Source organism: Rathayibacter sp. VKM Ac-2879, assembly GCF_015351245.1.
Lineage (GTDB): Bacteria > Actinomycetota > Actinomycetes > Actinomycetales > Microbacteriaceae > Rathayibacter.
Genome location: NZ_JADKSO010000004.1, coordinates 149,029 through 172,820, shown reverse-complemented (window position 1 = coordinate 172,820; position 23,792 = coordinate 149,029). Strand labels below are relative to the sequence as shown.

Sequence of the window (23,792 nt, the reverse complement as noted above, 5' to 3'; positions counted from 1 at the left end):
AGTGCGGGGGTCAGCGGGTGGCCGGCAGGAGGCCGGTGAGGAACGAGCGAAACGCGGCGACGGGGCCGTCGCACCCGGATCGGAGGGCGCGGACGCCGGCCGTGCCGACGATGGCCGCGTCGACGCCGAGCCCGGCCAGCTGCCGGACGTCGTCGGCCGTGGCCACGCCGAACCCGACCGCGATCGGAGCCGAGGTGCTGCGACGCAGCTCGGCGACGGTCCCAGCGAGGGCGGCGAAGGAGTCGTCGGAGGGGGTCCCGCTGCGGCCGTAACGGGCGACGAGGTAGACGTAGGCGGTCGCGTCCCTCCCGGCGGCGGCGATCGTCTCGGGCGACGACGTGCCGTGGTAGCAGGTGGTCACCACCGGCAGCCCCACGCCGCCCGCCGCGGCGAGGTACTCCTGCCGCAGCACGGGCGGCAGGCCGTGCACGAGCACCGCGTCGGCGCCCGACGCCCGGACGTCCCGCAGGCTCGAAGCGAGGTCTCGACCGCGGAGGGAGTGGCTCCAGTCGACGAGGAGGGCGACGCGCAGGCGCTCGGTGCGCTCGCGGATCCGGGTGACCAGCCGCAGAGTGGCGGCGAGGTCGGTTCCGGCGGCGAGGGCCCGCTCGGCGCTCGCGCGGATCACCGGGCCGTCGGTCACCGAGTCGGGGAACGGGACCGCCAACTCGAGGCAGTCGACACCGGCCTCGTCCATCGCGATGGCGAGCTCGACGAGCTCGTCGTCGGCGGGGTCGCCCGCGTTCAGGAACAGTGCGAGACCGGTCGACCTGCTGCGCTCCGAGAAAAACGGACGGGCGGGGAGCAGCGTCCGCTCAGGCATGGAGGGCCGCCCCTTCCCGCGCCTCGGAGCGCAGACGCTCGAGGAGGCCCGCGGCCGCACCCGACTCCAGGCCCGACCGCACGCGGTCGACGGCGGCGGGCAGCTCCGACTCCACTCCGCCGGCGAGCAGGACGACCGCGGCGTTGAGAGTGATCGTCTCGGTGACCGCCGTACCGAGCCGGCCGGACAGAGCCCGCGAGAAGTGCTCGGCCGCCGCCTCCGGAGCGACCGCGCGCAGCTCGGCCATCGATCCGGAGCCGGAGACGAGGGAGCCGGGCTCGATCCGCTCGACCCGACCGTCGGGCCGCACGAGCCGGCTGGGGCTCACGCTGATCAGCTCGTCCGCACCGACCGCACTCGAGCAGATCCAGTGCGACCGCTCCGGTCGGGCACCGGCGAGAGCACGGAGGGTCCGCTCCCCCGCACGGTCCGACCGACCGACGACCACGGCGGAGACCGGGGTGCGGGAGAGGAACGGCCCGATGACGTTGAGGAGACCGCCGAACTCGCGCAGGCCGACCGGGACGATCCGGCGCGCCAGGCGCACCAGCTCGACCGGATGGGCGTGCCGTCCGGGGAAGGCGAGGCCGTCGCGACGGCGGTACCGCTCGCCCTGCTCGGCGTCCGCGTCGGCGCGCAGGCCGAGACGGCCGAGCAGATCGGTGGAGCCGAGCGAGGACGTGTAGGCCCGCGAGCCCGACTTCAGCACGCTGGCCCCAGCGGCGGCGGCGGCGAAGGCGGCGGCCGTCGAGAGGTTCATGGTGGAGGGGCCTCCGCCGATCCCGACGATGTCGACAGCGGGGACGGGAGCCGGCACCGCGGCCGGAGCGAGAGAGCGCACCAACGCGACGAGTGTCTCGTCGCGGGGCAGCGCGCGCGAGGCGGCGGTCAGCACGGCGACGAGCTCTCCGGGATCGCCGGCGCGGTCCTCGACGCGGGTCCAAAACGCGGTCCACTCCTCGAGCGGGACGCACCGCCCCTCGTCGAGGAGGCGGACGAGCCTCGAGGAGGTCATCGCCCGTCGGAGCGCGCGCGGGAGACGAAGCCGGCGATCGCGGTGAGGCTGCGGAAGTTCTCCGGGTCGAGGTCGGTGTCATCGACTCCGACCTCGAAGCGGCTCTCGATCCAGGCGATCAGCTTGAGGAGGCCGAGGCTGTCGATGACTCCGCTGTTCATCAGGTCGAGGTCGGTGCCGACCCGCTCGGGCGCGGTACCCGGGAGGAACTCCTCCACGAGGTAGACCCGCAGAGCCTGGACGACCTCGTCGGGGTCCAGGGCCGCCTCTGCGGCGGAGAGGGTGGGCGTGGTGGTGTCAGTGCTGCTCATGGTCGTCCCTTTCGAGATGGCCGCGCGCCTGGGAGAGCGCACGGGATCGGTCGGTCTTGCCGGTGATGGTCAGAGGGAAGGGGGCGTCGGTGACGTGGAACTCGCTCGGGGCGCTACCGCTCGCGAGACGCATCGCCGCGAAGGAGCGCAGCTCCAGCAGGTCGAGGTCGGACGGGAACGCGCGCTGCACGACCGCGGCCAGCCTGTGGCCGGCGATCGGGTCCGGCTCGGCCACGGCCACGGCGGCGCCGACGAGCGGATGTGTCTCGAGGATCCGCTCGATCTCCGCGAGATCGACAGCGAGGCCACGGATCTTGACGCGCCGGTCCAGGCGCCCGAGCAGCCGCGTCGGCTCGCCGGGCCGGCGGTCGACCAGGTCTCCGGTGCGGACGAAGACCCGCCCGTCACCGCCGTCGAGGGTGACGAAGCGCTCGGCGGACGCCGTCCGGTCGAGGTAGCCCTCCGCCTGGAACGGCGTGCTCACGAGGAGCTCGCCTGTTCCGTGGTCGGAGAGCGTGCCGTCCTCGGCGCGGACGCGGACCGCGACGCCGGGCAGCTCCATCCCGATCGGCAGGGCCCCGGTGCCCTCCTGTGCTCCGACCTCGTGAGCGAAGCTGTCGTTCGTCTCCGTCATGCCGTAGACGTTCAGCATCCGCGCTGCTGGGAAGAGGATGCGGAGCCCGCCGAGCAGGTCCGCGTCGACCCGGTCCCCGGTGAAGACGAGGGTCGAGACCGAGGGGAGGGTGCGCCCGTGCGCGGTGGCGCTCTCGAGCATGAGCCGGTAGAAGGTCGGCACCGCCTGCACGAGGTCGACCGCACCCTGCTCGATCAGGTCGAGCACGTGACCGCCGCGAACGGCGCGCTCCGGCGGCACCAGAACCGCCCGGCCACCCGAGGCGAGGGTCGCCCAGACCTCGAGCAGCGTCAGATCGAAGTTGAGCGGCGCGAGGTTGAGCACGGTGCTCGCAGACGAGAGCGAGAACTCGCTCCTCGCCCACGCACCGAAGCGCTCGACCGCGTCGAGCGGGATCGACACCACCTTGGGGACACCGGTGGTCCCCGACGTGGTGAGCAGGAGCCGGGGCGCGGCGGATCCGTCGCCGTGACGCCGGCCGCTGTGTCGGGGGACGGCGTGCGGCCGGACGGCGACGGGGCCGCCGGGGCGCGGGTCGACCAGGATCCGGATGTCCGCGGCGGCGACGACCGCGGCCGAGCGGTCCTCCGGCATCGTCGGCGCGAGCAGAAGGACGGAGCGGCGGGCGGCGAGGGCGCCGAGCGCGAACGCGACGGTCCGCGCTGTTTTGTGGGCGAGGACTGCGAGCACGTCGTCGTCGGGCAGGCTCGCGGCGAGCTCGTGGGCGAGGGTCGCGAGCTCGGAGTAGCTCAGGGTCTCGTCGCCGCACTGCAGCGCGACGGCGTCCGGACGCGATTCCGCGTGCCCGAGGATCGCCGCGACGAGCGGGGATGCGGCGGAGAGCCGGGTGGGCGCGAACCGCTCGGCGACCAGCCCGCTCACGCCCCGCTCCGCTCAAGCGCGGGCGCGATGCCGATCCAGGCCGCCTTGAGGGCGGGCCCCCCTGGAGTGCGCGCCCGCAGGACGAGCACGGACGGGTCTTCGGCGGGGACCACGTCGACGGCGAGCTCTGAGCCGCAGAGCACGGGCGCCGAGAAGCGGACGCCGACCGACCGGATGCGGGACAGGTCACCGTCCAGCACCGCGTCGGCCGCGACCTCGAGCGCGAGGGCGACGACGCTCATGCCGTGCGCGATCGGTCCGTCGAACCCGGCACCGCGCGCCGCACGGGCGTCGAGGTGGAGGGGGTTGTCGTCGCCCGAGACCCCGGCGTACAGAGCGCTGAACGCCGCCGAGACCGGGACCGTCGCCGACACGACAGGCGCACCGGCCCGAGGGCGGGCGGCAGGGGCGGGCACTCGCTGCCCGGCGCCGTCCAGGTGCGTCCGGAGAGCCTCAGGATCGACTCCGCCGAGGAGCACGGTCGAGACTCCGAAGGCGATCTCGTCGCCGGCCTCGGAGAGCAGGACGCTGTCGACGGTCACCACCGCGCCCCGGGCGTCGGAGCGGACCTCACGCAGACGACAGCGCACCGAGGTCGGCGCATCGCCGTCGAGCAGCTCGGGACGGAGAAGGCGCAGCTCCTGGCCGAGGTGGACGACGACGTCGATGTGGCCGGCGACAGCGCCGAGGTACTCGGTCAGCGCCGGGTGGAGGGCGAGGAACGCCGTGACCGGGTTCAGCGCGTCGGTGCGCGACGGCCTGCCGAGCGCGGAGCGGAGCAGACCGCGGAGCGCGGTAGCGGGCGATGCTGTGGGGATCGTCATCGTGGTCCTTTCGAGGGGTCGGTCGGCGGGGTGTGCTCAGGCCACGACGAGCGCTGCGTTGTGGCCGCCGAAACCGAACGACGTGCTCAGGGCGGGTGCGGGCCGGACCTCGCGGGGTACGCCGGCCACGACATCGAGGGCGATCGCGGGGTCCGTGCGGTCGTGGTTCGCGACCGGCGGCACCAGTCCGCGCCGCGCCGCGAGCATCGCGACCACCGCTTCCAGCGCCCCTGAGGCGCCGAGCAGGTGGCCGGTGACGCCCTTGACGGCCGTGACCGGAGGCACGTACCGGCCGAAGAGCCTCCCGAGCGCCCGCGCCTCGACGGCGTCGTTGAGACGGGTCGAGGTGCCGTGCGCGTTGACGTGGCCGATGTCGGCGGAGTCGATGCCCGCGTCGCGGAGCGCCGCGCTCATCACCCGCAACGCGCCGTCACCCTCGGGGTGCGGCATCGAGAGGTGGTGGGCGTCGGAGCCCGCCGCGTAGCCCAGCACCTCCCCGTGGATCCGGGCGCCGCGGGCCTTGGCGTCGGACTCGCGCTCGAGGACGACGAACGCAGCCCCCTCTCCCATCACGAAGCCATCGCGGTCGGCGTCGAAGGGCCGACTGGCGAGCGCTGGATCGCCCGAGCGGGTCGACAGAGCGCCGAGGCGGGCGAAAGCGGCGAGCGTCACCGGGCTGAGGGTCGCCTCGCACCCGCCGGCGATCACGAGATCGGTGCTGCCGGAGCGGAGCAGGGTGACGCCGGTGCCGATCGCGTCGGCACCGCTCGCGCAAGTCGTCGCCAGGGTCAGCGCGGGACCCGTGGAGCCCAGCGCCATCGAGACGGCGACCGCAGCCGCGTTGGGCATGGTGACGACGGGCATCAGCGGGCTGACCGCCTCCGTGCCGCGGGTCGCGTAGGCGATGCTCTCGGAGTCGCTCGTCGTGCGGCCGCCGACCGCATTGCCGACCACGATCGTCGTGCGCTGCGGATCGACGCGGGGCGCGCCCGCGTCGGCGACCGCATCCAGCGCGGCGGTGAGGCCGTAACGCGCGAACGGGTCGAGTCGACGCAGCTGCTTCTCGGAGGCTCCTTTCGGCGTGCGGCGGGCGTCGACCTGACAGCCGATCGACACGGGGTGCGCCGAGGCGTCGAACCGGTCGAGGGTGCGGGCCATCGACCGGCCGAGGAGCAGGGCGTCCCAGACCGCCTCGACGGTGTCGCCCGCGGGGGTGAGCAGACCGATGCCGGTGATGACGACACTCTCGCGCCCGGTCACGACCCACTCCCGGCGACCACGGTCTCCTGGCGCTCCGCCGCCGCGCGGAAGGCGGCGATGGCCGTGTCGATGTGAGCCGGCGAGTGCGCGGCGGTGATCGCGATGCGGAGGCGGGCGAGCCCGCTCGGCACCGCCGGCGTGACCACCGGCAGTCCCACGACCCCCTCCTCGCGGCAGGCCGTGGCGAAGTCGTAGGCCTGAAGGTCGGTGCCGATGATCAGCGGGACGATGGCGGTCACGCTGTCGCCGACGTTCGCGCCGGAGGCGGTCATCGCCGCACGGAACCGCTTCGACTCCGTCTGGATGCGGGTCACGCGCCACGGCTCCTCGCCCAGAACACGGACCGCCTCGAGGGCGGCCGCCGTCTGCGCCGGAGCCAGCGCCGCCGAGAACAGGAACGGCCGCGCGGCGTAGCGCAGGTGGTAGATCAGCTCGGGCGAGCCGGAGACCCAGCCGCCCATCGAGGGGATGCCCTTCGAGAGCGTGCCGAGCTTGACGTCCACACGCACGGTCCGGTCGAAGTGCTCCTCGATCCCGCGCCCCGTCGCGCCGATCACACCGAGAGCGTGTGCCTCGTCGACCATCAGCAGGGCGCCGTGGCGGTCGCAGACCTCGCGCAGCGCCGGCAGCGGCGCGATGTCGCCGTCCATCGAGTACACGCTGTCGACGACGACCAGGCGGATGCCTCCGGTCGGCGCTGCGAGGAGTCGCGCCTCCAGGTGCTCCGGGTCGTTGTGGCGGAAGCGGGTGACCGTCGCGCCGCTCAGCTGGCAGCCGTCGACGATGCTGGCGTGGTCGAGCTTGTCGACGAAGACGTGGTCGCCGGGGCCGCAGAGGGCGCCGATCGTGCCCACGTTCGCCGCGTAGCCCGAGCTGAACACGAGCGAGGCCTCGCGCTCGGTGAAACGTGCCACCTCGTCTTCGAGCTCCTGGTGCAGCGGAGTGCTGCCGGCGAGGGCGCGCACTCCGTGGGCGCCGGTGCCGTACGTGTCGACGGCCCTCGTGACGGCGGCGGCGAGGCGGGGGTCGCCGGCGAGGCCGAGGTAGCTGTAGCCCGACATCATCAGCAGGCGCTCGCCCTCGACGTCGACGAAGGGCGTCCCCGCGACCGGGACGTACGGCAGGAAGCTGTTGCGGCGGTGCGGGGTGGACTCGAGGGAGCCGACCCGGCGCCGAGTGGCGGCGAGTTTCGCGGCCAGAGCGGTCACCGAGGCGGTCGACAGCGCCGCCTCTGCCCCGTTCCCGACCGCGTCCTCCTGTGCCGGGCTGACGCTCGTGTCCGTCGCGGTGCCTGCAGTCATGGTCCTCGTCCTCCGTGCCGTCGATCAGTGACGAGGACGATGCAACGGGGTGCGCGCAAGACCGGCGCAACCGGGTCGCGAGCGCGAGGAGGCGCGGAGAGCTTGCACCCCCTGCGCGACGGCCGGCTCAGCCGGTGCGGTAGCCCTGCGGGCTCACGCCGTAGTGCTTCTTGAAGGCCGTGCTGAAGCTGAAGGGGCTGCCGTAGCCGACCCGCTCCGAGATGGCCGAGAGGGTCAGCTGCGGGTCGAGCAGCAGATCGGCGGCGAGGGCGAGACGCCACTGCGTGAGGTACGCCATCGGCGGCTGCCCGACGATCGCGTGGAACCGGCGGGCGAGGGAGGCGCGCGAGACGGCGACGCTGCCGGCGAGCGACTCGGTGGTCCAACTCCGCCCCGGGTTCTCGTGCAGCAGCATGAGCGCCTCCTTCACCACGGGATCGCGGTTCCCGCTCAACCAGTCGGGTCGCGCCTCTCGAGCGATCTCGGACCAGGAACGGACGGCCTGGATCAGCACCAGGTCGAGGAGGCGATCGAGGATCGTGCCCTGGGCGATGCCGTCGCGGGCCACCTCCTCGGCGAGCGCCGCCACCATGGGGTTGTCGTCGGCGCGTACCACGAAGGTGGGCGGCAGAGCGCCGAGGAGGATGCGCCCCACCTCCCCGGCGCTGCGGAACGTGCCGACCAGCAGCTGGTCCTCGCCGTCGACGTCGTTGCCCCAGGTGCGCACGCCGGTCGAGAGCTCGGTCGAGAGGTCGCGCCCATCGGGCCCGGAGCACGCCTGCCCCGTGCCGATGTGCACGGTCGGCGGCAACCCGAGCTCGGAGGCGAGCAGGTACGGGGCGTCGCCGCCCACGACGAACACGTCGCCACGGCGCAGCTGCACGGCGGGCGCGCTCTCGGGGACCACCCAGCTGTGTCCGCTGAGGACGGCGACGAGCGTGAGCGGGGCTCCGTCCGAGACGTCAATGGCCCACGGGGAGCTCATGACGACACGGAGGAGGAACGCGTTGCGGGCGCGAGGCCCGTCGAGGAAGTCGGAGAGTGGGTCCACAGCGGAGACGTTCTCGTATGAATCTGAGTGGATGCAGAATTCACGTGCAGGTCTTCGTCGGCTGGTATAGATGCGACCATCCGTTCGATGAGAAGGACTCTCATGCTCACGTCACGCCTGCTCTCCGGTGCCGCCGTCGTCACATCCGGCGTCACCGCCGCCGTATACACGTACTTCTCGGTCTCGGCCATGCCCGCGCTCGCCGCGTCTGCTCCCGCCGAGGGCCTGGCGCGGATGCAGGAGTTCAACCGCGGCGCCGAGCAGGCGCCGTTCATGCTCTGCTTCTTCGGTGCGGCGGCGCTGAGCGTCGCGACGCTCGTGCACCAGGCGCGCGCCCCCCGCGGCGAGCGTTCCGCCATCGCCGTCGCCGGCAGCTGTCTTTACCTTGCCGGGTTCGTGCTGACCGTGGTCTACCACGTGCCCCGCAATACGGCGATCGCGCAGCTCGACGCGTCCTCCGCAACCTCTGCCGCGCCCTGGGCGGCCCTCGCCTCGGAGTGGACCGCCGGCAACACGGTCCGGGCCATGCTCTCGAGCGCCGCGACCGCCTGCTTCGCCGCGGCTCTCCTCGCGCGTCGGGGAGTGCGCCGCTCGCGCCGGGTCCCCGCGGCGCGGTAGTGGCCGCCGAGACGGCCTCCCCCGCGAGCGGCGATACCGACGCAGCCCCTGCTCCGGCTCGCGTGCAGCTCCTCGGCGAGGTCGGCGCCGTCGCGGCCGACGGGACCTCGCGCCGCCTGAACAGCTCGCAGGCCCGCATCGCCGCGGCCAGACTCGTGCTCGAGCGGAGGCGTTCCGGTACCAGTCGTCGCGAGCTCGCCGAGACGATCTGGCCGGAGGCGCTCCCGGACACGTGGGCCTCCGCTCTGCGGAGCGTCGTCACGCGCGTGCGCCGCCTGGTCGAGGACCTCGGCCCCGGCGTGGCTCTCGAGTCGATCGGCGGTCGCTATCTCCTGCGCCTCCCCTCGACCGTGCACATCGATGTCGAGGAGGCGGTCGAGAGCGCCGCGCGCGCGGGGGATGCCCTCGGCGACGGCCGACCGGACGAGGCCAGGACGCTGGCGCGCGCGGCAGTCGAGGTGCTCGACGCCGGGTTCCTCCCGGATCACGACTCGGAGTGGGCCGACGGCGTGCGGCGCTACCTCGGCGACACTCTCGTGGAGGCCTACGACGTGCTCGCCCGCGCCGCCCTCGCGGTCGCGGACCCGCCGACCGCGCTCGTCGCCTCCCGGGCCCTGGTCGAGCGCGCTCCCCTGCGCGAGAGCGGCTACCGGACGCTCATGCAGGCGCAGGCCGACTCCGGCAACCACGGGGAGGCGCTGCTCACCTACGCGCGGCTGCGGACCATGCTCAGCGACGAGCTCGGCATCGACCCGTCCCCCGAGAGCGAGGAGCTCTACCACGGCCTCCTCTCCGCCGGAGACGACAGGCCGCTCCCGGCGTCGGAGCGCGGTGCCGCCTCGTCCCCACCCTCCCCCGCATCGTCGCCTCCCGACTCGGCACCGCCGCGCCGGGCCTTCGTGGGACGCGAGAGCGCGCTCGACGAGCTGCAGTCGGTCCGGGCGGAGGCGGCGCCCGGCCGACCGGCGATGGCCATCGTGACCGGCGAACTCGGCCTGGGGAAGACCAGCACGGTGGACGAGTTCGCCCACCGGGTGGTCGCCTCGGGCGGTCGGGCACTGACCTGCTTCGGACGCGGCGAGGAGGGCCGCTCGGCCGTCGGGCGGGCGCTGGGCGACCGACTGGCGTCGCTCCCGTCTGAGGTCAGGGAGGTCGTCGAGCCCGCGGCGGCAGCGAGGGAGGCCGCCCCGCTCGTCCGCGCGCTGCACGCCTACGCGCAGGGCGAGCCGCTACTGCTTGTCGTCGATGACCTCGATCAGGCCGACCCCGCGACGCTCGACGTCGTGCGGTCGCTGCTCCTCTCGCAGGCGGTCGCGGAGCAGGCACCGACCATCTGCGTCGTCGCCACGGCCGACTCCTCGCGCCTGGACTCCGGGACCCTGCGGATGCTGCACGACCTCGAGCGCGCCGGTACCGCGCGACGCATCGACCTGCCACGCTTCGACGTCGTCGACGCCCACGACTTCGTGTCGACGCTGCCCGCGGCCGCCCAGGAGGATGCCGAGCAGCTGGGCCGGCTTCTGACGGCGTCCGGTGGCAACCCGTACCTGTTGGCCCGACTCGTCGAAGCCGACCCCTCGCGCCCCGACCTCGTCTCGACGCTCGTCGGCGGCCTCCGCGACTACACGCGGATCAGGATGATCGGGCTGTGCCCCGCGGCGACCCGGTTCCTCCGCGCGGCAGCGGTCTCGGGGCCGGTGTTCGACGTGGAGGTCATCGGACGCGCCGTCGGACTCGACGGCGACGAGGCGGCCGCAGCGGTGGAGGAGCTGGTGCGGCACGAGCTGATCAGCCCGGACGAGCCCACCGTCTCCGCGGCGCCCGAGGCGCGCCGCCCGGAAGAGTACCGCTTCGTGCACGGCGCCGTCTGCGACGCCCTCTACGCCGACCTCGCCAAGACCGAGCGCGTCCGGATCCACCGCCGTCTCGCCGACGAGCTGCGGGAACAAGAGGAGCTCGCGGACTCGAGCGCGGGGCAGCGCCTGGTCGCCCTCTCGATCGCGGCTCCGCGCTTCGACAGCGCCTCGATCGAGGCGCTGTGGCGGGCCGCCGACCTGGCAGGAGCATCCGGAGACGTCGGCGAGGCCGTGCGCCTACGAAGCGATGCGCTCGAGCTCGTGCCCTTCGACGACGCCGACCTGCGCACCAGGGCCCTCGCGGCCCTCGGGACCGACGAGCTCCGGGCCGGAGCAGCAGGCGGGCGAGGCCACCTCCTCGAGGCCGCGCTGGTCGGGCTTCGGCGAGGAGACGTGGGCGTCGCCCTCTCGGCCGCCACCCGTTTGATCGAGGATCTCTCCGTCGATCCGGACGGGCGAGAGGACGCCCGGTCCACCGGCGAGCAGCTGCTGGAGCAGCTCGCGGGGATCGACTCGCGAGTCTTCGACGACGAGAACACCGCCCGGCCGCTCGGCCACTTCCTCGTCCGGCATCTCCGGGAGGGCGGCAGCGCGGGCGACCCAGCGCTGCTCGCTCGCGCCATCCGCGCCCACCGGGCGGCGGCCGACGAGCGCTGCCACCCGCTGGAGGGCGAGGAGCGCGTGGAGTTGGCGCGCGGGCTCGCCGTTCTCGCCTCGCGCGCCGGCGACCGCGATGCGGCCCTGCTCGCCGCCCACCACGGTCTCTCGGCGGCGATGATCCGACGCTGCCCTGAGGAGACGGCGGAGTTCGACGAGGCCTGGACGGCAGCGCTCGACGCCCACCCGGAATCCGAGCGGTTCGCTCACCTGACGGTCGAGCGCGGCCTGGTCCGCTCGACCGGGGGCAGGGCTGCCCTCGGGTCCGTGCCGCTCCCTGGGAGCCGCGAGCAGGGAGCTCTCGGCGGCGACCTGACCGGGCGGCAACGCCTCGTCGCCCGCTGGCTCGGCTTCCGCGATCCGGCGTCGTGGTCGGCCAGCGTCGCCGGCCCCAGCGGGGATCCTTCGACCGTCCCGGACGCCGACGCCGCGCTCGCCGACCTCCTCGCCGGGCGGCGCTCGGCCGCACGCTCGCGCTTGCGGATGCTGCTCACCCTCGGAGTGCCGCTGGCGCAAGACGACGCGACCCTGCACGACGCGGCAGCGCTCGCGATCGTGGCGGCCGAGGCCGGCGACCAGGACCTGATCGGCTCGATGCGGGAGCGGCTGCAACCCTTCGCCCTGGTGACGGCCGGGCACGGCTACCGCAGCGACGCGGGCCCGGTGGCCTTCCACCTCGCGCGGCTCGCGTCGGCCGCGGGCGATCTCGACGACGCCGAGCGCCTCTTCCTCTCGGGCCTCACCGCCGTCGCGCGCTCGCGGTCGCGGGTGTGGGTCGCCGCGCACCAGCTCGGCATCGCCGCGGTACTGGAGGCGCGCGGGACCGCGGGCGACCTGGTCGCCGCTGCGGCGTTCCGGCAGGAGGCGCGGCGAGTCGTCGACGTCTCGGTCGTGCGGCTGGACCGGTTCGAGACGGCGGGCGCGGCGCAGCGGCACTGACGGCGGCAGGGTCGGACCCTGCCGCCGTCAGTCAGGCGGTCAGCACGACCTGCTGCACCTCGTGGTCGCCGAGTCGGCGGCGCAGGCGATCGACGAACGCCGGCTCCTCGCCGATCGCGCCCAGCACGAGCCGGACGTCGGGCAACCGGCGGTCGCCGAGCACCCGCTCGATCAGCACGCGACTGAGCGGATCCAGCTCCTTCACCGCGGTGATGATCAAGGCGACGGGCCCGGCGGCGGCCACCGAGCGGAGGAGGCGGTCGAGCAGATCGAGCGTTTCGCGGCCGACCGGGCTCGCCCGGTGCGCCGCGGCGTCCTCGGCCTTCCTCGCCAGCCCGGAGCGGTGCGCGATCTCGGGCAGCGACCGCGAGACGGCGGCCCACTCGTGCGCCGACTCCCCCCTCGCGAGCGACGAGCCGCGATCCTCGGCGTACGCCGCCAGCAGCTCGACCACGGCCGACAGCAGCCGTCCCCCGTCCGCCCGCCCGTTCGAGCGCAGCACGTGGGCGCCGGCGGAGTGGGCGCCCAGGGCTGCCTGCGCGATGGCGACCTCGAGCGTTCCCTCGTCCTCGGCAACGAGCGAGGTGATCCGGGAGGCGGGACGGAGGCGGTCGACGGCGCGGGGACGCGCCGGAGCACCGTGCAGGCGTCGGCGGGCCCAATCGAGCCGCGAGCAGGAGGTGAGGCGACCGGCGACCTCGGTCGGCCGGATCTCGTAGACGATCGCCGCCCCGGCGTCCACTGGTCCGGCCGCGGGCTCGCGCCGCTCCCGACGCCCGCTGTCGACCAGATCGAGGCCGGCGCCCAGCAGGGGACCGGCGAGCAGGGCGACCTCCGCCGTCGCCAGGCACTCTCCCGGGCCGGCCGAGGCCAGCAGGGCGGAGACCCGTCCGGCGAGCATCTCGCCGCCCGTGCCGGGTCCGGCGGAGCCAGAGGCGATCGCGACGCTTCCGCCGCCTCCCGGCCGAGCATCGGAGCAGACCGCACCGACGGCGGTCAACGCATCGAACACGCTCGGGAACGCGCCGGTCAGCACGCTCGCACCTCCGCTGCCGCCCAGTCCGGGGCGGGAGCAGCCGCACTCCTCCCAGCGCACCCGCTGCCGGTCGGCCTCGGTGCGCGTCGGGCAGCTCATCGCGACCAACACGACCGCGGTGGACTGCTCGACGACCCCGAACACCGCGCCGACCGCCTCCTCGATCATCCCCCCTCTCCGTGTCACACCGATACGGGTGCCGGGGTCCAGACACCGGTCGCCGCGGCCTCGCGCGCGTAGTCGCGGAAGTCGCGCGGCTCTCGGCCGAGCGCCCGCTGGACGCCGTCGGTGAGGCTGGCGTTGCGGCCGTCGAGGATGATCGTGAACAGCTCGACGAAGTCCTGCGGCAGACCCTCGCGCTCGAGCATGGCGCCGTACTCCTCCGGCGTCACCGGGGCGTAGACGATCTCGCGACCGGTCGCGCGGCTGAGCTCCTCAGCGACCTCGGTGAAGCTGAGCAGGCGCGGACCGGACAGCTCGTAGACGACGCCGTCGTGGCCGTCCTCGGTCAGCGCAGCGACCACGACGTCGGCGATGTCCTCCGCATCGACGAACGGCTCCACCGCGTCGCCGGCCGGGATGGCGATGACGCCCTCGCGCACGGGCTCGAGGAAGAAGCTCTCGTCGAAGTTCTGGTTGAACCAGTTGCAGCGGACGATGGTCCAGCGTGCTCCCGCCTCCTGGAGGGCCTGCTCGCTCGCGAGCGCCCCCTCCTCGCCGCGCCCCGAGAGCAGCACGAGCCGCTCCACCCCGGCCGCCACGGCCAGGCGCGAGAAGTCGCCGATGAGGTCCGAGACGCCCGGGAACGCGAGGTCGGGGTAGTAGGTGACGTAGACGGCCTTCTGGCCCTCGACCGCGGCGGCCCACGTCGAGCGGTCGTCCCAGTCGAAGGCGGGGGTGCCGGAGCGCGAGCCGACCCGCACCTCGACGCCCTTCTCCGTGAGCCGGTCGACCACGCGTCGACCCGTCTTGCCTGTTCCACCGATGATCAGCATGGGGTTCTCCTTCGTCTGAGTGGCGCCGCGGGTGCGGCGGGGCGGTTCGCCCGGTCGGGACCGACCGGCTCCTTCCGTCCTTCCTCCATGCAAGCGGTCCTCCCCCGGCGGAGGAATGCGCACGCGGCTCAGACCCATACGCTGCCGTCTCCGGCTGCTGCCCGGATGCCCCGCGCACGCCGATGACCCCGAGCACCCGTCCGGGAGGAGCGGGCGCTCGGGGTCATCGGCGAAAGGCGGGTCAGGGAGTCGGCACCGCCGCGGGCCGCGCCGCTCGCCGAACCGCGAGGACCGCCTCCTGCACCGCGTGGGGCGCCTCGACGGGCAGCGCGTGCCCGCGGCCAGGCAGCAGCACCGGCCCCGCGAGCCCGGCTGCGGCCGCCGTGCGCCGGACCAGGGCGGGACTCGTCGTGCGGTCCTCGAGACCCGAAAGCACACCGATCGGGAGTCCGCGCGCCGCGACCGCGGCGAGGTGGCGGCGGCGGTCGATCCCGGAGGAGGCGTCGAAGAAGACCCGCCGGACCCTCGGCCGGGTCGCGGCGAAGGCGTCGGCCACGGCACGCCTCCCCGGGAAGGGGCGCGAGGGCCCCATCGTGCGCGAGAGGACCAGCTCGGCGCCGGCTCCCGTCCGCAGCACGCGGCCCAGGAATGTCCCGCCGACCAGCGCACGCTCGGCTCCGGGAAGCGGGTCAGACCGCACCGCGGTCGAGACGAGCACGAGGCCGGCCGCGACCGAGGGCCGGGCGGCTGCGGCATCGAGGGCGACAAGGCCTCCGCCCGAGTGCCCGGCCAGCACGACCGGTCCTCCGCCCGCAAGAGAGTCGATCACCGCGAGGGCGTCCTCGACGAGCGTGGGCAGGAGCTCCGTCGCCTCGGGGACGGGGAGAGCGGCCGAGCCGCCGTGGCCGCGCAGCTCGGGGCACAGGACGACCGACCCGCGCCGCGCGAGGCCGGCGGCCGTCTCCTCCCAGACGTCCGCCGAGCTCGCCCAGCCGTGCAGTAGGACGATGGGCACGGCGGTCGGCTCGGCGGGCGCGTGCCGCACGACCCGGATCGCCCCGCCTCCGCGCAGCGTGACGGAGTGCACGCCGCGCGAGACCTCTGCCGGCGACTCGTCAGCGAGGTGCGCCGCGAGCTGCTCGAACGCGAGGCCGACGCCGGCGGAGTGCTCCGCCCCCACGTCGACGACCCGGGCAAGAGCGCGCACCCAACCCGCCGCCTCCGCTTCGAACACCACCGCGAGCCGGGTCGCACGCCCCCCATCCAGCGGCGAGAGCTCGAATCGCCAGCCGCCGCGAAAACAGCCGTCGACGAAGTCCATCGCCAGCAGCTCCTCCGCGACCGCGACCCGCGTGACAGCCGTGAATGCGAGCACGGGGCCGCTGCCGTCGCGGCCCTTCGGTCTCACCTCGACCCTCAGGGCCGCACCGAGCATGTCGATCCGCCCGGCGAGCGGCACGAAGGTGTTGTTCGGCAGCCACCACCGGCCGCCGCCGCCGAGCTCGGCGAGGAGCGCGGCCCACACCTCGGCCGGAGCGGCGGGGAGGTCGACCTGGTCGCGGGTCGCCATCGCGGAGCGGCTCATCCGAAGAAACCCTGACCGGGAGTGAGAATGCGCGCTGGATCGTGCAGCGACTTCAGCCGGTTCAGGTTCGCGTAACCCGCAGGACCGAAGTGGCGCCGCCAGTCCGCAACGGTCATCCGCGGCACAGCACCGATGATGTAGCGCTTGCCCCCCAGCTGGACGAGGCGGTCGTAGAGCCGCCGGTTGCGCTCCAGCATCGCATCGATGCCGGTCTCGTCCGGCTCGGGGAACGCGAGCAGGTCGAAGAAGAAGGCGAGCCCGTCGCGCCCCCGCGGCACCGCGAAGAGAGGCGCGGTGATGACCCGCGGGTCCAGTGGCGAGAGCAGGCAGAAGCCGGCGCCCAGGTCGGCGGGGGTCAGGTCGGGGAGGATCTCGCCGACGAACCGCTCCACCTCGTGACTCGGGACGAGCAGGCTCAGCCACGGCTTGCGCTGCTCCCAGTAGCCGCCGTCGAGTAGCCCGGGAATGAGCGGCTCGAGGCGGAACGCCCAGTCGCGGTAGGGGAGCGCGAACTCGTCGCGGTCGGCGGCGACATCGCCGAAGCGGGCCACGAGGTCGTCGAGCGCGGGAGCCTCCTGGGTGGAGTGGTAGGTGCCCAGCTCCATCGCGAAGCGCCATCCGGTCCCGTCCGGGGTGCGGACGATCGAGCCGGACTGATGGTCGACGCGCTTGGCCTGCATCACCAGCGTCTGGTCCGCCAGGAAACGGCTGAGGTCGGTGTAGAAGTAGGTGCGGATGGTGGCCGTGGTCTCGGCGGGGACCAGGTCGAGCTCGACCTTCGTGATCACTCCCACCTGGCCGCCGCCCGCGCGGGCCGCATCGAACAGAGCGGAGTTTCGCCGCCGGGAGGCGGTGACGATCTCGCCCCGACCGGTCACGATCTCGAGCGAGCGGACGATGTCGGCCGAGAGCCCGACGCGCTGCACATTGCCGCCGATGCCGCCGACCGAGATCGTGCCCCCGATCGAGAGCTTGAGGTAGTCGGGGAGGGTGGGGACGGTGCTGCCGATGGCGAGCGCAGCCTCGACGACCTCCGCCCAGGTGGCTCCAGCACCGACGATCGCGCGGCGCGGCTCGATCGTCTCGATGCGGGCGAACGAGCGCAAGTCGATCTGCAGCCCGCCGTCGGTCTGAGCCTGCCCGTAGTTCGAGTGCGACTCGAGCACTCCAGGCTCGCCGCTCTGTCCGTTCACGGCGACCGGGATGCGGTGGCGGCGCGAGTAGTCGATCATCGCCACGACGTCGCGGGTCGAGCCGGCGTGGAGCACCGCCCACGGCCTGCTGGTGACGAAGCCGCCGAAATCGTGGTCGAAGCCGGAGGTCTGCGCGAGCTCCAGCGTGCCGTCCAGCCGCGGGAGGCGGTGACGGTCGCCCGTGCGCTCCTCCGTGGCCGCGGCGCCATCGGCGGTAAGCCAGCCGGAGGCGAGGCTCCAGGCGACGACGGCCGCGCCGGCGCCGAGGACGACGGCGCGCCGGGACGCGCCTGTGGACGGGGAATCGGGAGCGGGGGTGGTGGACTGCACGGTCATCGGTCGGCTTTCTGTGACGGCGTCAGCGCGCGAGCGGAGACGGAGGTGAGGAGGTAGTCGGAGGGTGAGAAGGTGCGGGTGAGGCGCTCGAAGCGGGTGGTGGTCGAGGGCCAGATCGAGGGGTTTCGGCCGGACGCGTCGGCGTACCAGCTCGCGCAGCCGCCGTCCTGCCAGACGGTGCCGTCGAAGCGGCGGCGGATCATCGCGTCGTGACGGTCCTGGACGTCGCGCCGCACCTCGAACGATCGGGCCCCGCGAGCGCGCAGCACCGCGAGGGCCGAGACGAGGTAGGCGAGCTGCGCCTCGATCATCACGGTCTGGGAGGAGTGGCCGAGCGCCGTGTTCGGGCCCATCAACAGGACGAGGTTGGGGAAGCCGGCAACGGTCGACCCGAGGTACGCGGATGCCCCGCCCGCCCAGTGCGACGCGAGAGTGCGCCCTTGCGTGTCGCGGATGAGGTGGGCCACGGGCCTGTCGACGGCCGAGAACCCGGTGGCGAAGATCAGCACGTCGATGTCGCGCTCGTCCTCGCCCGCGATGACCAGCGAGCCCTCGATCCGGCTCACCGCCGACGAGACCAGCTCTGTGTTGCCGCTCGTGAGCGCCGGGTAGTAGTCGTTCGAGAACAGCACGCGCTTGCAGCCGGCGACATAGTCGGGAGTGAGGGCGTCGCGGAGCGGACCGGCCGGCACCGACGCGTGCAGGTGCGCGAGGGCGTTCCCCTGCAGCGTCTTCCGCATCAGCTCGGGCTTCGAGAGCAGCGCCACCACGATCTCGCGGCCGTACTTGTTGAACAGGCGCCGGAAGCGCTGGTAGCCGGGGACACTCGTGCGCAGCCACCGCTGGAGCGCCGAGATCTTCTTGTCCGGCTTCGGCGCGACCCACGCGGGGGTGCGCTGGTAGACGGTCAGCTCGGCCACCTGCGGCTGGATGCTCGGCACGATCTGGATCGCGGAGGCACCGGTACCGACGACGGCGACGCTCTTGCCTGCGAGGTCGATCGAGGGATCCCACTGCGACGAGTGCACCGCTGTGCCCGCGAAGCCGTCCAGACCGGGGAGGGATGGGAGCGACGGCTCGCTGAGGTAGCCGGTGCCCAGCACGAGGACGTCCGCGGTCCAGTCGCCGCGCGAGGTGCGCACGAGCCAGTGCCCCGCCTCCTGGTCCCACTGCGCCTCCTCGAGTCGGTGTCCGAACCGGATGCGGTCGCGGATCCCTGAGCGGTCGGTCGTGCGGATCAGGTAGGCGAGGATCTCGTCGCGCGTGCCGAACGTTCGCTCCCACCCCGAGTACGGGGCGAATGAGTAGGAGTAGAGGAGCGACATGACGTCGCAGGCCGCGCCCGGGTAGGAGTTGTCCCGCCAGGTGCCGCCCACCTCCTCGGCCCGCTCGAAGACGAGGAAGTCGTCCTGGTCCTCCTGCGCGAGGCGGATCGCCGCGCCGAGGCCCGAGAACCCCGCCCCGATGATCGCGACGCGGATGTGCGGTGTGGCGTCCATGCCCTGTTCCTCCCTGCCCCGCCGGGGCGTCCGGCGCGTTCCGGGACGAGCCTGCGCCCGGGCCGCAAGGGCGCGGCAAGCGGAGGCGCCCGCGCGCGCTTGCGGGCCGTTTGCGGGCCTGGTCTGGACTGGCTCCGGCGACGCTCCCGGGCCGGTCGCCTCGAAGACCACCGATCCGTCGACCGCTCCGCTCCGCCGGAGGCGCTCGACCCGCGCAGAAGGACAGAACGATGATCCCCACCCTCGACGACCTGATCGAGCAGATGCAGTCCGTCTCCGGCGCCCCCGAGATCGACGCCGACACCCCGCTCACCGAGCTGTCCGACGTCGACTCGATGGACCTGATGGAGTGGCTGTACGGCTACCAGTCCGCGAACCCCGACTCGGGCGTCGACGCCGACGTCTTCGCGAACGAGGACGGCTCGCTGACCCTCCGGATCGTGCACGAGCGTCTCTCGCAGCGCGTCACCGCCGGCGCGGTCGGCTGATCGTGGCCCAGATCAGCATCTCGGGCTGGGGGATGGCCGTCCCCGAGCGCATCGTCACGAGCGCCGAGCGCGCCGAGACCTTCGGCGTCGACGAGAACTGGATCGTCAGCCGCTGCGGCATCCGATCCCGGCGATGGGTCGAGGACGGGCAGACGACGGCCTCGCTGGCGATCGACGCGGGCCGCGCCGCTCTGGAGCGCTCGGGGCTGACCGGCGCCGACATCGCGCACCTGCTGGTCGCGACGGCGACTCCCGAGCAGCCCTCCCCCGCGACCTCGGCGTTCGTCCACCACGCGCTCGGCATCGCCGGGAGCGCGCACGACGTCAACGCCGAGTGCTCGGGTTTCGTCTATGCCCTGATCACCGCGGCCGGCCTGATGAAGATGGACCCGCGGCCGATCCTCGTGATCGGCAGCGACACCCATTCGCTCACCACCGACCCCGCCGACCGCGACCTGGGCATCCTGGTCGGCGATGGCGCGGGTGCGGTCGTGCTGGTGCCCGGTGACGAGGACTGGATCCTCGGCTGGGATATGGGCGCCGACGGCAGCCGCACGAACAGCCTCAGGGTGCTCGCCGGCGGCAGCCGGATGCCCACGACCGAGCAGACGGTCAGGGACGGGCACCATTACGCCCGGATCAACGGCAACGAGATTTACCTGAACGCGGTGCGCCTCACTGTCGGCACGGTGCGGCGCACGCTCGAGTCGGCTGGAGTCGAGGTCGGCGACATCGACCTGGTCATCCCGCACCAGGCGAACATCCGCATCGTCAACTCCATCGCCCAGCACACGGGCATGGCCGAGGAGCAGCTGTTCACGAATCTTCAGCGCTACGGGAACACGGCGTCGGCGTCGATCCCGATCGCCCTGTTCGAGGCTCTGGAGGAGGGGCGGATCGCCGACGGCGACCTGGTGCTCCTCGCAGGCTTCGGCGCGGGGATGACCTGGGCCTCGCTCCTGCTCCGCTGGGGCGGGAAGGCGGTCGCGGCATGAGCGGCACGCCGTCCCGCGTCCGCGGCGAGCGCCCCGAGAGGCCCGTCGCCCTGGTCACCGGCGCCTCGGGCGGCCTCGGCCGCTCGATCGCGGTGCGCCTGGACGCTCTCGGCTTCCGCGTCGCCGTGCACTACAACTCGTCGGCGGAGGCGGCGGCCGAGACCGCAGCGCTGCTCGCCAACGAGTCCGTCGTCGTCGGCGGCGACGCCTCCTCCTGGAGCGACTCGTTCCGGCTGCACTCGGAGGTGGTGAACGCTCTCGGGCCCGTCGACGTGCTCGTGAACAACGGGGCCGTCCGCCACGACTCCCTCATGGCGATGCAGGATCCGCACCAGTGGCGGTCGGTGATCGACACCAACCTGATCGGCGCGTTCCACCTGGCCCGGCTCTGCCTCCCTCCGATGCTGACGCACCGCTGGGGCAGGATCGTCAACGTCGTCTCTCCGTCGGCCCTCGTGGCCACGCCGGGCCAGACCGCCTACTCCGCCTCGAAGGCGGGACTGATCGGGATGACCAGGACCCTCGCCGCCGAGTGCGCCGCCCGCGGCGTGACGGTGAATGCGCTCTCTCCCGGCTTCATGATCACCAGCATGACGGAGTCGCTCTCGGAGCAGGTGAAGGAGGGTATCCGCACGAAGTGTCCGATGCGCCGGTTCGGCACGACGGAGGAGGTTGCACAGGCGATCGGGTTCTTCATCGATACCGACTACATGACCGGCCAGGTCGTCAGCATCGACGGCGGCGTCTCTATCACCTGACCGATCGGTGCGCGGGGGCCGCGGCTCCCGCGCACCGGCTCCCGCACCCCCTCCCGGAAGGCCCCCGTGCCCCCCTCGCTCACTGTGCCGCTGCTGCTCGCCGCCCTCGTCGCGAACGGGCTGGCCGCCGGCTTCTTCTACGCCTTCTCCTGTGCCGTGATGCCCGGGCTCGCCCGCACCGACGATCGCACCTTCGTCGCGGCGATGACGGCGATCAACGCCGCCGTGCAGAACCCGCTCTTCGCCCTCGCGTTCTTCGGCAGCGGGCTCTCCTCGGCGGCGGCGCTCGTCGCCTCGCTCTCGACCGGAGGGGGCCTGGCCCCCTGGGCGATCGCCGGGTCGCTCGCCCTCGCGGTCCTCCAGTACGCGGTCACCTTCGGCCGGAACATCCCGCTCAATCTCCGGCTCGACCGCGAGGCCCATGGCCCGCTGGTCACCGCGCGCCGCGGCTTCGAGAGACCCTGGGCCGGCTGGAACGTGGTGCGGATGCTCGCGACCAGCGGCTCCCTCCTGCTGCTCGGTCTCGCCCTCCTGGCGCTGTGATCGCCGGACCGTCCCTGCTCGCCGGGCTCCTGCCCGCCGATGCGGTCGGCGTGGGCGGCGCGGCCGGCGGCATCGCCTCCCCGTGGCCCGGCGAGGAGCACCTCGTCGGGCCACGGATCGCCTCGTCCGGCTCCCGACACCAGTCCCTCGAGGCCCGCGCCTTCGCCCGGCGCGCCCTCGTCCTCCTCGGCGAGGAGCCCTGCGCCCTCCCCCGCTCGGCGAGCGGAGCACCGGTATGGCCCGCCGGCGTGGTGGGCGGCCTCACCCACACCGAGGGCTACCGCGCCGCAGTCGTCGCGCGCTCCCGCCTCCATCCGGGAATCGGCGTCGATGCAGAGCGGATGCGGCATCTCTCCGCCGACCTTGTCCGCACCTTCGCGCGCCCCCGTGAGCTCCAGCATCTCGATCGGCTCCGGGAGGCGGGCCACCCGCTCGCCTCCGCGCTGCCGCTCGCTCTCTTCGCGGCGAAGGAGGCGGCGTTCAAGGCGTGGTTCCCCGCCACCGGGATCTGGCTGGGCGTGACCTCGGCCGAGGTCTCCTTCCGCGGGACCTCGGCGTTCGAGGTCGTGCCGCTCGTGGAGGGCGGGCGGCCGGGGTTCCGTATTCGCGGCCGTTGGGCGCTTCGGGCGCGGCTCGTGCTCGCCGTCGCCCGGCTCGAGCGCTCCGCTACTGCAGCGCCGAGGTGAGTCGCGCGAGGTTGTCGAGCAGGGTCGAGCGGAGGGGCTGCTGCCGCCACTCTCGCAGGGTCAGCTCTCGCGAGTGCTCGCGGTAGTCCTGCTGCACCTGGCGCAGGTCCTCCACGAACTCCGATCCGCAGACCATCAGCGAGACCTCGAGATTGAGCGTGAACGAGCGCATGTCCATGTTGCTCGAGCCGATCACGGCGACATCGTCGTCGATCGTGAAGTGCTTCGCATGCAGGATCGTCGGCTTGCGGTACATCCAGATCCGCACGCCCGAGGTGAGGAGCGTCTCGTAGTAGGAGCGCTGCGCATGGTAGACGACGGCCTGGTCGCCGATCTCCGAGACGAAGAGCTCGACGTGCACGCCTCTCCGCGTGGCCGTGGTGATCGCGTACAGCATCGCCTCGTCGGGCACGAAGTAGGGGCTCGTGATGATGATCGACTTCTGCGCCGAGTAGAGCAGCGTCAGGAACAGCCGCAGGTTGTTCTCGCCCTCGAAGCCCGGGCCGCTGGGCACGACCTGGCAGTCGATCGTGTCGCGCTGCTGCAGCGCCTCCATCGGCTCCGACTCGCGCAGGAGCAGCTCATCCGTCTCGCTGTACCAGTCGGTGATGAAGATGGCGTTGATGCCCTGGACAACAGGTCCCTCCAGACGCACCATGAGGTCGTGCCAGTGCAGCCCGCGGCGGATGTTGCCGCGTTTGTTGTAGCTGGAGTCGACGACGTTCTGCGACCCCATGAAGGCGGCGTTGCCGTCGACGATGAGCAGCTTGCGGTGGTTCCGCAGGTCCGGTCGCTGGTACTGCCAGCGCCAGGGGCGCACCGGCAGCATGTACGACCACGACGCCCCGGCGCGCTCCATCCGGCGGAGGCGGCGGTACGTGCCGCTGTAGTAGCCGGGCACGCGGATGGACGCAATGTGGTCGAGCAGGATCCGCACCGTGACCCCTCGGGCGACGGCGCGGTCGAGGGCGTCGAAGAAGGGCGCGGTCGTCCGGTCGGAGGCGAGGATGTAGAACTCGCAGTGCACGTAGCGGCGCGCGCGATCGATCTCGGCGGCCATCGCACGGATCGTCTGCTCGTAGTCGCCCTGGAGGCGCGCGTCGTTCCCTCCGACGAGCGGCATGGCGCCGAGGTTGCGGTTGAGGGTGACGACCGATTCCAGCCAGAGCGGCCAGGGGTGGTCCTGCGCGACACGGTCGACTCCCTCGGTCGACTCGAGGATGAAGCGGTTGATCTCCTGCTGCTTGCGCCGACGCTTGCGCGGCAGACGGTAGCTGCCGATGAAGAGGAAGAGCAGGATGCCGACGTACGGGATCAGGAAGATCGCCATCAGCCAGGCGAGGCCGGTGGTCGGTCGTCGGTTGCGCGGGACGACGATCACGGCGACGACGCGCACGGCGAACTCGACGACGATCGCCGTCACCGCCAGGACCACCGACCAGTCCGGTCCGTTCACCTCGTCACCTCGGCGTTCTCTCGGCGAAGCACGGCGAGCCGCACCGCGGAG

The 23,792-nt window shown here is 73.1% G+C and carries 21 protein-coding genes; 7 read left to right on the top strand and 14 right to left on the bottom strand.

The window, feature by feature from the left end; all coding sequences use genetic code 11:
• Positions 1 to 10 precede the first annotated feature (10 nt).
• The 8 genes from trpA to ITJ45_RS14345 all read right to left on the bottom strand — a co-directional run bounded on the left by trpA (position 11) and on the right by ITJ45_RS14345 (position 8,101).
• Positions 11 to 823 carry a tryptophan synthase subunit alpha gene (trpA, locus tag ITJ45_RS11640; protein WP_194610175.1) on the bottom strand — a complete coding sequence of 271 codons (813 nt, stop codon included), beginning with the start codon at positions 821 to 823 and terminating at the stop codon, positions 11 to 13.
• Complete coding sequence (locus ITJ45_RS11635) at positions 816 to 1,838, bottom strand: hypothetical protein (RefSeq protein ID WP_194610177.1); 1,023 nt, start codon at positions 1,836 to 1,838, stop codon at positions 816 to 818. The genes trpA and ITJ45_RS11635 overlap by 8 nt, the downstream gene beginning before the upstream one ends.
• Positions 1,835 to 2,149, bottom strand: coding sequence for an acyl carrier protein (locus ITJ45_RS11630; RefSeq protein WP_194610179.1), 315 nt, complete (start codon positions 2,147 to 2,149; stop codon positions 1,835 to 1,837). The genes ITJ45_RS11635 and ITJ45_RS11630 overlap by 4 nt, the downstream gene beginning before the upstream one ends.
• On the bottom strand, positions 2,136 to 3,665 hold the full coding sequence (locus tag ITJ45_RS11625; RefSeq protein WP_194610181.1) for an AMP-binding protein: 1,530 nt from the start codon (positions 3,663 to 3,665) through the stop codon (positions 2,136 to 2,138). The genes ITJ45_RS11630 and ITJ45_RS11625 overlap by 14 nt, the downstream gene beginning before the upstream one ends.
• Positions 3,662 to 4,489, bottom strand: a complete 828-nt coding sequence (locus ITJ45_RS11620; protein ID WP_228493880.1) for a MaoC family dehydratase — start codon at positions 4,487 to 4,489, stop codon at positions 3,662 to 3,664. The genes ITJ45_RS11625 and ITJ45_RS11620 overlap by 4 nt, the downstream gene beginning before the upstream one ends.
• Before the next feature lie 36 nt (positions 4,490 to 4,525).
• A complete protein-coding gene (locus ITJ45_RS11615; protein ID WP_194610183.1) occupies positions 4,526 to 5,749 on the bottom strand; it encodes a beta-ketoacyl-[acyl-carrier-protein] synthase family protein in 1,224 nt (407 codons plus the stop codon).
• Positions 5,746 to 7,050 carry an aminotransferase class I/II-fold pyridoxal phosphate-dependent enzyme gene (locus ITJ45_RS11610; RefSeq protein WP_194610185.1) on the bottom strand — a complete coding sequence of 435 codons (1,305 nt, stop codon included), beginning with the start codon at positions 7,048 to 7,050 and terminating at the stop codon, positions 5,746 to 5,748. The genes ITJ45_RS11615 and ITJ45_RS11610 overlap by 4 nt, the downstream gene beginning before the upstream one ends.
• A gap of 127 nt (positions 7,051 to 7,177) precedes the next feature.
• Complete coding sequence (locus tag ITJ45_RS14345) at positions 7,178 to 8,101, bottom strand: AraC family transcriptional regulator (protein ID WP_194610187.1); 924 nt, start codon at positions 8,099 to 8,101, stop codon at positions 7,178 to 7,180.
• Between the two features lie 102 nt (positions 8,102 to 8,203).
• Between ITJ45_RS14345 and ITJ45_RS11600 the strand changes: the two genes are divergently transcribed.
• Positions 8,204 to 8,719, top strand: a complete 516-nt coding sequence (locus ITJ45_RS11600) for a DUF1772 domain-containing protein (RefSeq protein ID WP_194610189.1) — start codon at positions 8,204 to 8,206, stop codon at positions 8,717 to 8,719.
• Positions 8,719 to 12,171 carry a BTAD domain-containing putative transcriptional regulator gene (locus ITJ45_RS11595; RefSeq protein WP_194610191.1) on the top strand — a complete coding sequence of 1,151 codons (3,453 nt, stop codon included), beginning with the start codon at positions 8,719 to 8,721 and terminating at the stop codon, positions 12,169 to 12,171. The genes ITJ45_RS11600 and ITJ45_RS11595 overlap by 1 nt, the downstream gene beginning before the upstream one ends.
• Positions 12,172 to 12,202: 31 nt before the next feature.
• Here the strand turns inward: ITJ45_RS11595 and ITJ45_RS11590 are convergent, their stop codons facing one another.
• The 5 genes from ITJ45_RS11590 to ITJ45_RS11570 form a co-directional block, all read right to left on the bottom strand.
• On the bottom strand, positions 12,203 to 13,375 hold the full coding sequence (locus ITJ45_RS11590) for a hypothetical protein (protein WP_194610193.1): 1,173 nt from the start codon (positions 13,373 to 13,375) through the stop codon (positions 12,203 to 12,205).
• Between the two features lie 14 nt (positions 13,376 to 13,389).
• A complete protein-coding gene (locus ITJ45_RS11585) occupies positions 13,390 to 14,202 on the bottom strand; it encodes an NAD(P)H-binding protein (protein ID WP_194610195.1) in 813 nt (270 codons plus the stop codon).
• A 241-nt stretch (positions 14,203 to 14,443) separates the two neighbouring features.
• Entirely contained in the window at positions 14,444 to 15,787 is a 1,344-nt protein-coding gene (locus ITJ45_RS11580) for an alpha/beta fold hydrolase (RefSeq protein WP_194610197.1), read from the bottom strand.
• Positions 15,784 to 17,316, bottom strand: coding sequence for an FAD-binding protein (locus tag ITJ45_RS11575; protein ID WP_194610199.1), 1,533 nt, complete (start codon positions 17,314 to 17,316; stop codon positions 15,784 to 15,786). Before ITJ45_RS11575 ends, ITJ45_RS11580 begins: the two co-directional genes overlap by 4 nt.
• Positions 17,313 to 18,815: a flavin-containing monooxygenase gene (locus ITJ45_RS11570; protein WP_194610201.1), complete on the bottom strand. Its 1,503-nt coding sequence runs from the start codon at positions 18,813 to 18,815 to the stop codon at positions 17,313 to 17,315. The genes ITJ45_RS11575 and ITJ45_RS11570 overlap by 4 nt, the downstream gene beginning before the upstream one ends.
• A 230-nt stretch (positions 18,816 to 19,045) precedes the next feature.
• Here ITJ45_RS11570 and ITJ45_RS11565 point away from each other — a divergent pair, with 230 nt between their 5' ends.
• The 5 genes from ITJ45_RS11565 to ITJ45_RS14215 all read left to right on the top strand — a co-directional run bounded on the left by ITJ45_RS11565 (position 19,046) and on the right by ITJ45_RS14215 (position 22,285).
• The gene (locus ITJ45_RS11565; protein WP_194610202.1) at positions 19,046 to 19,303 is read left to right on the top strand and encodes a hypothetical protein; all 258 of its coding nucleotides are present in this window, start codon (positions 19,046 to 19,048) and stop codon (positions 19,301 to 19,303) included.
• Positions 19,304 to 19,305: 2 nt separating this feature from the next.
• Positions 19,306 to 20,298, top strand: a complete 993-nt coding sequence (locus tag ITJ45_RS11560; RefSeq protein ID WP_194610204.1) for a 3-oxoacyl-ACP synthase III family protein — start codon at positions 19,306 to 19,308, stop codon at positions 20,296 to 20,298.
• Positions 20,295 to 21,056 (top strand): SDR family NAD(P)-dependent oxidoreductase, encoded by a 762-nt coding sequence (locus ITJ45_RS11555; protein ID WP_194610206.1) that lies wholly within the window; start codon positions 20,295 to 20,297, stop codon positions 21,054 to 21,056. Before ITJ45_RS11560 ends, ITJ45_RS11555 begins: the two co-directional genes overlap by 4 nt.
• A gap of 66 nt (positions 21,057 to 21,122) precedes the next feature.
• Positions 21,123 to 21,599 carry a DUF1772 domain-containing protein gene (locus ITJ45_RS11550; protein WP_323743011.1) on the top strand — a complete coding sequence of 159 codons (477 nt, stop codon included), beginning with the start codon at positions 21,123 to 21,125 and terminating at the stop codon, positions 21,597 to 21,599.
• Positions 21,596 to 22,285, top strand: coding sequence for a 4'-phosphopantetheinyl transferase family protein (locus tag ITJ45_RS14215; protein ID WP_194610208.1), 690 nt, complete (start codon positions 21,596 to 21,598; stop codon positions 22,283 to 22,285). The genes ITJ45_RS11550 and ITJ45_RS14215 overlap by 4 nt, the downstream gene beginning before the upstream one ends.
• Here ITJ45_RS14215 and cls read toward each other — a convergent pair.
• On the bottom strand, positions 22,266 to 23,741 hold the full coding sequence (gene cls, locus ITJ45_RS11540) for a cardiolipin synthase (RefSeq protein ID WP_194610210.1): 1,476 nt from the start codon (positions 23,739 to 23,741) through the stop codon (positions 22,266 to 22,268). The genes ITJ45_RS14215 and cls overlap by 20 nt on opposite strands.
• Between the last annotated feature and the right edge of the window lie 51 nt (positions 23,742 to 23,792).